11 protein-coding genes are annotated in these 10,449 nt (G+C 68.3%); 5 read left to right on the top strand and 6 right to left on the bottom strand.

The window, feature by feature from the left end; translation table 11 throughout:
• Positions 1-198 precede the first annotated feature (198 nt).
• The 4 genes from ACIB24_RS22990 to ACIB24_RS22975 all read right to left on the bottom strand — a co-directional run bounded on the left by ACIB24_RS22990 (position 199) and on the right by ACIB24_RS22975 (position 4,240).
• Positions 199-903, bottom strand: a complete 705-nt coding sequence (locus ACIB24_RS22990; protein ID WP_398284550.1) for a hypothetical protein — start codon at positions 901-903, stop codon at positions 199-201.
• A 24-nt stretch (positions 904-927) separates the two neighbouring features.
• Positions 928-2,973: an RHS repeat-associated core domain-containing protein gene (locus ACIB24_RS22985; RefSeq protein WP_398284549.1), complete on the bottom strand. Its 2,046-nt coding sequence runs from the start codon at positions 2,971-2,973 to the stop codon at positions 928-930.
• A gap of 107 nt (positions 2,974-3,080) precedes the next feature.
• Complete coding sequence (locus ACIB24_RS22980) at positions 3,081-3,938, bottom strand: IS3 family transposase (RefSeq protein ID WP_398284548.1); 858 nt, start codon at positions 3,936-3,938, stop codon at positions 3,081-3,083.
• Between the two features lie 23 nt (positions 3,939-3,961).
• Positions 3,962-4,240: a transposase gene (locus ACIB24_RS22975; RefSeq protein ID WP_398284547.1), complete on the bottom strand. Its 279-nt coding sequence runs from the start codon at positions 4,238-4,240 to the stop codon at positions 3,962-3,964.
• Between the two features lie 242 nt (positions 4,241-4,482).
• Between ACIB24_RS22975 and ACIB24_RS22970 the strand changes: the two genes are divergently transcribed.
• Complete coding sequence (locus ACIB24_RS22970) at positions 4,483-4,920, top strand: hypothetical protein (RefSeq protein WP_398284546.1); 438 nt, start codon at positions 4,483-4,485, stop codon at positions 4,918-4,920.
• A 107-nt stretch (positions 4,921-5,027) separates the two neighbouring features.
• Positions 5,028-5,195: a DivIVA domain-containing protein gene (locus ACIB24_RS22965; RefSeq protein WP_398284545.1), complete on the top strand. Its 168-nt coding sequence runs from the start codon at positions 5,028-5,030 to the stop codon at positions 5,193-5,195.
• A gap of 251 nt (positions 5,196-5,446) precedes the next feature.
• Here ACIB24_RS22965 and ACIB24_RS22960 read toward each other — a convergent pair whose 3' ends face one another.
• Complete coding sequence (locus ACIB24_RS22960) at positions 5,447-6,700, bottom strand: PucR family transcriptional regulator (RefSeq protein ID WP_398284544.1); 1,254 nt, start codon at positions 6,698-6,700, stop codon at positions 5,447-5,449.
• Positions 6,701-6,813: 113 nt separating this feature from the next.
• On the opposite strand from ACIB24_RS22960, the gene ACIB24_RS22955 reads away from it, so the two are divergent.
• Genes ACIB24_RS22955 through ACIB24_RS22945 form a run of 3 tightly spaced genes read left to right on the top strand, consistent with a single transcriptional unit; the run spans position 6,814 to position 9,436 of the window.
• A complete protein-coding gene (locus tag ACIB24_RS22955) occupies positions 6,814-8,109 on the top strand; it encodes a cytochrome P450 (protein ID WP_398284543.1) in 1,296 nt (431 codons plus the stop codon).
• Positions 8,106-8,297: a ferredoxin gene (locus ACIB24_RS22950; RefSeq protein WP_398284542.1), complete on the top strand. Its 192-nt coding sequence runs from the start codon at positions 8,106-8,108 to the stop codon at positions 8,295-8,297. Before ACIB24_RS22955 ends, ACIB24_RS22950 begins: the two co-directional genes overlap by 4 nt.
• Positions 8,288-9,436, top strand: a complete 1,149-nt coding sequence (locus ACIB24_RS22945; protein ID WP_398284541.1) for an NAD(P)/FAD-dependent oxidoreductase — start codon at positions 8,288-8,290, stop codon at positions 9,434-9,436. The genes ACIB24_RS22950 and ACIB24_RS22945 overlap by 10 nt, the downstream gene beginning before the upstream one ends.
• Before the next feature lie 39 nt (positions 9,437-9,475).
• Here ACIB24_RS22945 and ACIB24_RS22940 read toward each other — a convergent pair whose 3' ends face one another.
• Positions 9,476-10,420 (bottom strand): NAD-dependent epimerase/dehydratase family protein, encoded by a 945-nt coding sequence (locus ACIB24_RS22940; RefSeq protein WP_398284540.1) that lies wholly within the window; start codon positions 10,418-10,420, stop codon positions 9,476-9,478.
• Between the last annotated feature and the right edge of the window lie 29 nt (positions 10,421-10,449).

Genomic DNA, 10,449 nt, shown 5'->3' with positions numbered 1-10,449 from the left:
AATCAGCCAGGCCACATCGGGGCAGGACACGATGGGTGATCCAGTGGAAGCCCGCCCTCAACGCCTTAGACGTCACGTTCGACGGCAGGCTCATACCGAGCACGACCAACTCAAACCGTCAGACCCGGCTTTGCCTGCAGCTGGGTAGTCTGACCGCGGACGCGAATCGCGCGGACGGTGAGAACAGCAAGTGATCGCCTACCAGCAGGGAGCCGTTGGAAGCCATTCAGGTACGCCGGGTTTCAGCTCTCCCTCTTCACCGGATGTCCTGCGGGCCTGAATGATGGCCTCGGCATAGGCCAGGAAGGCACCGCGAACTTCAGCCACGATGCGCTCGCCTACAGAATTCAGGACATCTTCTATTTCTACAATGGGCCGCCAGTCCAGCATGGCGAGTGGTCGCTGAATATAGGACTGGAAAGGCCGAAAGCCGGTTCCGTAAACTTCACGATCTTCAAAAGCACGTAGCAATTCCCGACGATCGGCAAGGCGGTCCAACACGGGAACCAACTCTCGCGCGATTACCGTCGCAAGATCCTCACCCGCCGAGGCGAACTCTGCAGCGTCAGTCAGGCCGACCGCCCAACGCCGAGGCGATTGATTGGCCTGAGCCCAGGCTGACGGTGCATCCGGTCCATAGATGCCCGCCATGTGATGCTGCGTGAGGGATCCGATAGAACCATCAAGCCATAGTTGCCAGAAGCGCACCATGGCCGGTGGAGCCACAGCCCCGGTAATCACGAATTCCGTGAAATGGCCCTGGTTTCGGCCGTTCAGGCAGACGAGCACTTGGTCGCCCGTCGGAAATTGCTTGACCAGACCATCCCCCTGCAGCTGGTACCCGTATTGGATCAGGGCGGGCGCGATGTAGTCGCGGGTCAAGCTGGACAGGCCGGGCCGCATCATTAACTCCTCGTGGCGCCACGGTTAGACCGCTAGGCGAAAGGCCGGAAAGGGATCCACCCAAGGCACGATACCCAACGCTGGAGGAGCGACGGCGCCGACGGGCACCGGGACCCCGCCCGGCTCGGGAACACCCACGGGGCGGGGTATCTCCCCGGTACCGCCTCCACCGCCCGTGCCCACACCTCCAGACATACCCCCGACGATTCCCGCAGCTATAGCCAATGCGATTGCATCGCTGGCGTTGAACCCGCCGGAGCCCTGAACCCGGCTGCGTTGGCTGTCCTTGCCGTACAACACCACGCCCTCTCCGGCTCCCCAAATTTGCTTGCCATCCGCTGAATAGGGATAGGGCCCCCCGATGTCCCATCCGAGGTGAGCATTGTCACCCCTGAGGCGAAGCTTCGACACGTAGTGCTCCGCTTCCTTTCGCGCCTTGGCGGCACCCTGCTTTGCAGCTTTCACTTCCCATACCAAGAGGACGCCGTCATTGGTCTCAAAGATGATGTCCGCGTAGCCATTATTGCAATTGGACTGGCCGCCATACAGGCACGGCTTCTTCGAGGCATTCATAATGGGATTCTCCCAATTGTCATTGAAGTCGCCATAGATGCCCATAGCAGCGGCTTGCGCCTTAATGACCTGCTTGGCCGCCGTCACCGCATCATTGTGGGGAGTAGTGAAGTTGTGCCCCGATGTCGTCGGTACCCGCTTGGAGTTGGGGTTGTCGGGGTCGACGCGCCCGCCGAGGACTCGACCATCGCTGGTGGGAATCCCCGCTCCGCACTTGTCCGGAGGGCAAAGACCCGTCGGGTCTGAGGAAGTAACAGGGTTCGATGCCGCATACGTGTAGGGGTTAAGCGTCGATGGATCAGTCGGCTTAGACAAAAGGTCAGGTGTAAGGAATCGACCGGTACTGGGGTCGTAGTAGCGGTTGTTCAGATAGATGAGTCCGGTTGCGTCGTCCTCAACCTGGCCGAGCCATCCACGCTCGACCGGCAGCTGGTTGGCCGCGCCGCGAGCCGTACCATAGGGCATGTACCGCTGCCGTTTGACGGTTGCCGTCGCCGGCGCCCCTGCGGTCACGGACAGTGTGGCCGAACCTTGTACGTCGTTGAAGAGGTAGGTCGGCGCTGCCGAACCTGCCCGCGTCGCCACCGTTGCGTCACCGAGACGGTAGTAGCGCGTCCCTGTCAAAGTGGTCAGGCCCGTACCCGTTGCGGTCACCTCAGTGGTGCCGAAATAGGCGGTTGCGCTGCTCGCAGTGACCTTCAGAGATCGTTGGCCATCGGCGTCGTAGGCGTACCGGAAAGCCGTTCCGGCACCGACTCCTGCCGTGACATTCGTTGAGGTGAGCTGGTTGAGCGGGTTGTAGCCGACGGATGTGCTGGTGCCGTTGACCGCCCTGGTCGTCAGGCGGCCACCCGCGTCATAGGTGAACGAGTCGGATCCAGTCGAGGCGGCTGTCGATGGCACGATCCCCGTGACAGCAGCGGGATGGGCTGTGTCTGCATAGGTGTAGGGACGGTTCGTCCATGTAGCCGTGGAACCATTGATACCGGCCGTGTTCACGGCGGTGATGTTTTGGGTTGCCCCGTAGGAGTACTTGACCCGGTAGGGGCTCGGGCCGGTGTTCCACGTCGTCGCCGTGTCGGCCGGCGCTGAACTGCAGGGGTTGGTGCCGGGGTTCGTCGTCCACGCCTGGGTGAGTCGGCTCCGCGCGTCGTAGGCGAAGCACTGCGACTGCAGGGCAGTGCTCTCGGCGATCGAGGTGACGTTGCCCAGGAGGTCGCGGCTGTAGTTGTCATTCTGCCAATACACGCTGGCGGTGCCGCTGGTGTAGAAGGTCTGCACTGCTGAGGGCAGACGTCGACTCATGTCCCAGTCGATGTTCCGCTTGGCGCCGGAGGCGAACGTCCGACCGTCATAGAGCCCGGAACCGGTGTAGATGGTAGAGCTGACCAGACTCGTGCTCCCCGCCGAGAGGGTGTTCGGGGTGCCGAAGTTGGTGTAGGTGCTGGTGGCGGTCTCCGCGGGTAGGCCACCGATGGCCGGGTAAACGGTGGTCAATCTGACCGGCCCCCTGCGGTTGGTCCAGTTCTTGTGAGAGTCGGGCCGGCCGGGCGGCCGTCGCGTGGCCCGAGGAACTGGTCCAAGGCTGATGTTGGCAGATCCTCTTATCCGCTGCCCTCATAACCGTCGCTCGAGCCAACCGCTATCCGGGCTCGTTCGGCCTTGTCGAACGCGACCGGCGTGATCATTCCGAGGCCGCGGTGCGGGCGACGGTGGTTGTAGTCGTCGATCCAGCGGCCGATCACGACCTTGGCCTCCAGGACGGAGTGAAACAGCTCGCCGTCGAGGAGCTCGTCGCGCATGCTGCCGTTGAAGCGTTCGACGTAACAGTTCTGCTGCGGGCTGGCTTTCGCGACCGGGACCGCGGTCACGCCCTGGTCACCCAGCCACTGGATGAGGCCTGAGGAGATGAATTCCTTGCCGTTGTCCGAGCGGATCAGCTGCGGCGGCGGGTGGGTCTGGAACAGGCCCTCCAGGACCTTCTGAACAGCGCGGGTGCCGATCGAGCGGGCCACGTGGAAGCCGACCGCGACCCGCGTGTATTCATCGACGACGTTCAACACCCGCAACGGTCGCCCGTCCTGAGTGCGCAAGGCTACGAAGTCGTAGGACCAGGTGTGACCCGGCCGCAGAGCCGGCCGCGCCCACGCACTATTACCGGCCTGGCCTGGGCCTTTCCCGCCGGGGCGGTTCTTCCGCCGGGGTGGGACTCTCAAACCCTCGGCTCGCCACAACCGTTCGATCCGCTTCAGATTCACCGCCCAACCCACGTCCACGAGCAGGGCGTGGATGCGCCGGTAGCCCCAGCGCGGGTTGGCCTCGGCGAACGCCTTCATCTCCTTGACCAGCCGCGCCTCGAAGTCCGAGGGCACCACCACGTAGCGCTGAGTCGAACGCTGCTGGCCGACAACCCGGCAGGCCCGGCGTTCACTCACCTTGAACTTCCGCTGCAGATGCGCCACGGCGGCCCGGCGGCGAGCCGGGCTCAGAAGTTTCCCCGCTGCACATCCTTCAACATCGAAATGTCCAAAGCCTGCTCCGCCACAATACGTTTCAGCCGCGCATTCTCCTGCTCCAACGCCCGCAACCGGTGCGCTTCGTCCTCCTTCAACGCCCCGTACTTCTGCCGCCACCGATAGAACGTCTGATCGCTGACGCCGAGCTTCTTGCACACCGCGGGGATGGTCGCACCCTGCGCCTGGAGCTTCTCCGCCTCCCGTAACTTGGCGATGATCTGCTCCGTCGAGTACCGCTTACCAGGCATTGCCACTCCTATAACTGGTCACAACACTCGCGGCACTCTCACACGAACTGGACCAGAAAACGGGGGGCCGGACAGCTTCGTCTGCCGGTCCCATCAGTCACGACCGCGCAGCGCCTCGCGATGTGAGGTCCCTGCGGCAGCGTCCTCACGAAAGGAGCCCCTACGCGGTCATTCCAGTGACACCCGTCTACGACGCGGAGCACGGGTGCACTGACCGTGCCGCGCAGATCGAAGGAGCCTCAATGACCGTCTTCATCCGAATCGGACTCGCCATCTTGCTCCTCGAGGAGCTGGTGGTCGGCGCGTGGAACGCGATCTCTCCCGAGACCTTCTACCGCCACTTCCCAACCGTCGACCTGACCCCGCCGTTCAGCGAGCACTACGCCCGAGACTTCGGCGGCGCGACCCTCGGCATCGCACTCCTGCTCGGCATCGCCTTCTTCAATCCGAAGGCACACTTCGCCATCCCCGCGGCGCTCGCCTACTCGATCTTCGCCGTGCCGCACTTCCTCTTCCACGTGGCACATCTCGAAGGCGCCACCCTCGGTGAGGCCACCGCCCTCACCGCCGCGAACGCCTCGGTCGCCCTGCTCGGCATCGCGACCATCCTCGTCACGATTGCCCGCGACCGGCGCATCGCCCAGCATCAGACGGAGACCCCGGCGCACCCGACCTACTGACAGCGAAGGCTCAGGGCATCCCCAGGATCGTCGTCGGAGGCGCCTGCACCGTAATCCACACCCCTTCTCAGTTCCTCGTAAGTCGAAACGCCCGGTCGGGAACGTGGATGTGGCCTGGGCAAACGACAGCCTCGATCCTCTGCTCAAGCGACCCGTCGCTGAAAGCCCAGGCTGCGAAAGCCCTTGCGGAGGCAGCGTTCACTGTCACCATGCGCGGCTTCGACCGCCGGCAGGTGGAGGCCTACCTCGACGAGGCGAGGTCTCGGTTGTCGTAGTAGCAGCCGAGCCCCGTCGAATCCGGAATCGGTTGCTGAGCACCTTCAGAGGCGACGCGCCACAAGGAGCTTCACGGCGTCGAACTGGTGGCGCGTCCCGTGCTGCGGGTGTCGACCAGGGGGACTAGCCCGTCCGGCGCTGAGGTCGTGACGACGAGCGGCGCGGTGCCGGGGCGTGTCAGAACGCACGAGCCGAGCCTGCCAGAAGGCCTCTGACCGGGGGCGCAGGCACAGCCCTTCGCTGCTTGAGCCTAACCGGCGTCGGACCCACCGGGATCTGTGGACCACTGCCAGATCTCCAACGCGACCGCCACCTCGACGGGGTTGGACCGCAAGGGGCGCGGCAGCAGCTCGTCCGCGCGGGCCAGCCGGCGGACCACGGTGTTGCGGTGGGTGAACAGGCGTTCGGCGACCCCCTTCACGTTGCCCAACTCCTGGACGAAAAGCCTCACCGTCCCAAGAATCTCGGGCCCGGCGTCCGCCAGGTCGCCCAGGACCTCTCGGGCGTAGGCGGTGGCGTCGTCGCGATGGCGGCTCAGCAGGGCGGCCAGCCGGGCGTCGTCGGCACTCGCGACCTGACGCAGCCGGGAGCGGCTGAGCAGACGCTGCACGGCGACCGCCGAACGGTGGCTGGAGCGGAAGCCCTCGACCCCGGTCCCCGTGGTGCCGATCGCCACGTGGATGTCCGGCCACTGCCGCAGCCGTCCCTCCAACTCGCGGACGTCGGGGCCACGGCCGGACACCCACATCCAGGCCAGCCCCGTCTGGGGCAGGACGGAGACGTACTGGCGGGCTTCCGTGACCTGCAGGATGAGGTCGATCACCGGCTCGAGGGCATGTGCCGGCGGCGTCGTGTCGTCGACCCAGATCACGACAGCGGTGTGCGGCCGGTCGAGCCTCAGGCCCAGCCGAGCGGAGGCGCGCTCCTCGGTCACCGGCGCGCCGTCGAGCAGGAGGGCGACCGTCTCCCGGCGTTCCGGGCGGCTCCCGCGCCGCAGGTGCTCGCGCTCGGCGGCCATGATCTCCCCGATGTGCTGCAGGGACCGTTCGGCGAAGTCGGTGATCGAGGCCGAGGTGTGCTCCAGCACGCCCTGCACTACGGCGGGGTCGTCGCTGAGCGTGAAGGCGATCCGGATCCACTCCTGCCAGACGAAGGCCTGCACGACCCGGTAGGCCACCAGCACCGTCTCGTCCAACCCCCGACGGACCAGGTCTCGGGCGATCCGTACGTTGTCCCAGTCCTCCGGCGGGCCCACCGGCGCGAACGGCTGGTTGATCACCGACGCCGTCCAGTGCGCGAGCGTCGCGCGGATCGCCCGGACGGAGGACTCGGCCAGCACGGGGTCGGCCGCCACCCGCTCCATCCCCGGAGCGTCCAGGTGCACGGTCGCGATCCGGGCCAGCTCGTCGTCGAGCCTGCTCAGAGCCACTTTCGCACCGGCCTGGATGAGGGCGCCGACCTCCTGCCGGACCTGCTCCGCGGTGGGTTCCTCCGCTCTGATCATGGTGCATTATGCACCGTGATCCAAGATATCTGGGCCATTGTGAACCTTCAGCCGCGCTCAATCACTCGCCACGCTGGGTCGGCAGGCGGTGCCTTGATGACGAGGAGAGCGACATGGCGGAGACCGACGGAGGGTTCGCCCCCGGATGCCCGATGGCCACGAGTGCCGGGCGCTCGACGCCCCGGAATCCCCGGTTGTCGGGGAGGCCGCGCGGCCCCGTCGCCGGGGTCCCCGTCTACCGGCCGGACATCTACTCGGCGGCCGCCATCCGCGACCCGTACCCGCACTACGCCGCCCTGCGCGACCTGGGCTCCGTCGTCTGGCTGGCCAAGCAGCGGATCTACGCGCTGCCCCGCTACGCCGAGGTCCGCGCCGCCCTGGCGGACGACGCCGCCTACCGGTCGGCCCACGGGGTGCCACTCAACGCGATCGCGCGCCGGATCGGCCGCACGAGCACCCTGCTGAGTGACGGCGCGGAGCACGATCAGCGCCGCAACCTGCTGGCCCACCGGCTGACCCCCCGCGCGCTGCGCCCGTTGCAACCTCGGATCGACGAGCTGGCCGAGCGGACCGTCCGCGGGGCCGTCGGTCGAGGGGTGGTCGACGGCGTCGACGACATCGCACTGGCCATGCCCCTGAGCATCGTGCCCGACCTGGTGGGTTGGCCGCAGCGCGGTCGGGACAGGCTCGTGCACTGGGCCGGGGCGATCTTCGACAACCTGGGCCCCTGGAACCTCCAGACCGTCCGGTCCGGCCCGGCCGCCCTGTCGATGCTGGCCTTCGTCCACTCCCTGGCCCGCCGGCGGGACGTCCTGCCGGACAGCATGGCCGCCGAGGTGGTGCGGCGGATCGAGCGCGGGGAACTGACCACGGCCGACTGTCGCGGCCTCTTCATCGACTACCTCGCCCCGTCGATCGACACCACTGCCGGGGCGATCGCCGCTGCCCTGTGGTTGTTCGCCCGCCACCCCGACCAGTGGGAGTTGCTGAAGCAGCGTCCGGAGCTGGTGCCCGGCGCGGTGAACGAGGTGATCCGGCTCGAGTCCCCGCTGCGGGCCTTCGGCCGGCGGCTGGCCGCCCCCACGCCCGTTGGCGACGTCCTCCTGCCCGCCGGGGCCCAGGTCCTGATGATGTACGCGTCGGCGAACCGCGACGAGCGGTTCTGGGCCGACCCGGAGCGGTTCGACATCACCCGCGACGCGACCGGCCAGCTCGGGTTCGGCTACGGCGTCCACGGGTGCGCCGGTCAGGGTCTGGCCCGGTTGGAGACCTCGGCGGTGCTGCGTTCGCTGCTGGCGCACGTGGAGCGCATCGAGGTGGCGGGCGAGCCGGAGCCGGCCCTGAACAACGTCATCCACCGGTTCGGGCGGCTGCCCGTCCGGCTCGTCCCGGCGAGGGCGGCGGCATGAGGATCGAGGTCGACCGCGACCGCTGCGAGGGGCACGGGCTGTGCGAGGAGAAGGCTCCCCAGGTGCTGGAGCTCGACGGGGACGGCTACCCGGTGCTGCTGACCGGCGACGAGGTCCCGGAGGAGTTCGCGACGCAGGCCCGCGAGGCGGTCGCGGTGTGCCCGGTGGCGGCCCTGCGATGGGCCTGAGCGCGCCCGTCGTCATCGTCGGCGGCTCGACGGCCGGGTTGGCCACGGCGCGCGAACTGCGCGACCTCGGCCACGACGGCCCGCTCACCGTCGTCAGCGACGAGGCCGAGCCCGGTTATCAACGGCCACCCCTGTCCAAACGCGGCCTCCGGGAAGAGCTTCCGCCCGCTGACGCCGCCGCCGGCCTGGACCTCGAGGTGGTTCTGGGCACCGCGACGGGCCTGGCCCCGTCGGTGGTCGAGCTGGCCGGCGGTCGGACGCTGCCGTTCGATCGCCTCGTGATCGCGACGGGCGCCCGCCCGCGCCGGCTCGCCGCGCCGGGGCAGACCGGGGAGCTGGTGCTGCGCAGCCGAGAGGACGCGGCCGACCTGCGCGCCGCGCTGGCCCGTGCGTCCTCGGCGATCGTGGTCGGGGCCGGGTTCCTCGGCATGGAGGTGGCCGGCGCCTGCCTCGCCCACGGGCTGGCGGTCACCGTCGTCGACGTGGACCGGCCCCTCGAGCGGTTGCTGGGCGGGTTCGTCTCCCGACTCGTGCAGGACCGGCTCGCGGCAGCGGGCGGGCGGTTTCTCCGGGGACGGGCGACGCTGCTCGGCAGCCCCGTGAACGGGGTCGACGTGGACGGCGGTCGGGCGCGACTGAGCGCGGATGTCGTCGTCACCTGCGTCGGGGACGTGCCCAACGTCAAGTGGTTGGCCGGCAGCGGCGTCCACCTGGCCGACGGCGTGGTCGTGGACGGGCGGGGCCGCACGAACCTGCCCTCGGTGTTCGCCGCGGGCGACGTCGTCTGCGCCGCCTGGGGCGGGAACCTGACCCGGCGGCCCTTCTGGGCGAACGCCATGACCCAGGGGCGGCTGGTGGCGCACTCTCTGCTCGGACTCGAGACCCCGGTGCCGCTGTGGGACGACTACTTCTGGACCGAGGTGATGGGCTGCGCCGTGAAGGTCACCGGACCGACTCCGCTCGCCGGGGAACCGGATGCGGTGGAGGGCACGCCCGAGGAGGGTGCCCTGTTCCGCTGGGACGGTCCGCACGGCCCAACCCTCGTCGCGTGGGGTCACCGCCTCTCGGCCGCCCGGTTGCGCCGGTTGCGCCTTGAACCGCCTGAACCGGCACCCGCCGCGGCCGAGTCTGCCCGCTAGGGCGTGTTGATCACTGAGGCACGGTTCTGCGACCCGGAGTCAGACCGGATTGCCCGCCCGCAGCCAGGCCACGTAGTCCGCCGCGGCCCGGTCGACGTCGTAGGCAGGCTTGTACCCGGTGTCCTCGTGCAGCCGGGAGATGTCCAGCCAGACCCCGGGCCCGCCACCCCCGTCGGGCAGCTCGAAGGCGAACTCCGGCACGACACCGCGCAGCGCGGCGATCACGTCGGCGTTGCTCGTCGAACGCCCGGACCCCACGTTGTACGTCCGGTGCTGCAACGTCCCCGCCAGCATCAGCAGGGCGATGGCCCGTCCGGTGTCCTTGACGTAGCAGAGGTCCAGAGCATCGTCGGCCCGGGCCGGCGCCCGCAGGCCGGAGAGGTCCGGCGCCGTGCCGTGTGCAGCGGCGCGAGCCAGGTAGGGCGCCGGGAAGAACGGGTCGTCGTGCCCGCGCGGGCCCCAGGTGCCGGAGACGCGCAGGTCGATGATGTCGAGACCGGTTGCACTGCAGAGATACCCGTTCAACTGCTCGCCGATCTTCTTGAACGTGGGGATCAGGTGGGGACTCGTCGTCGGCAGGGGCAGGTCCTCGCTCAGCCCGCCCTCGGCGTCCACCCCGGCGTAGACGCCGATGGTGCTGGCCACCCCGACGCGCCGGACCCCCCATCTCTGCGCGGACTCCATCACGTTGAGCAGCCCGCCGAGCGCGCGCCGGGTCTGACCGATCGGGTCCGCCGGGTCCGGCGGCCAGGGCATGGAGCCGGCCAGGTGCACGACGGCGGTGATCTCGTGACGGTCACCGAGGGCAGCCAGCGACGCCGCGTCCGTCACGTCACCCTGTTCGACGACCACGGAGGCGCCGTCGAGGTAGGGCGGCAGCTGCGCGGGACGGCGCTGCAGCAGGACGCACCTCTCGCCCAGATCGAGAAGGGCCTGCACGGTGTGCGAACCGATGAAGCCGAGGCCGCCGGTGACCAGGATCATGACCGCTCCAATCGTGTAGAAACGCTGAT

This window comes from Spongisporangium articulatum, assembly GCF_044465595.1.
Lineage (GTDB): Bacteria > Actinomycetota > Actinomycetes > Actinomycetales > Kineosporiaceae > Spongisporangium > Spongisporangium articulatum.
The sequence above is the reverse complement of the archived record's forward strand: the minus strand, read 5'-3'. Positions and strand labels throughout refer to the sequence as shown.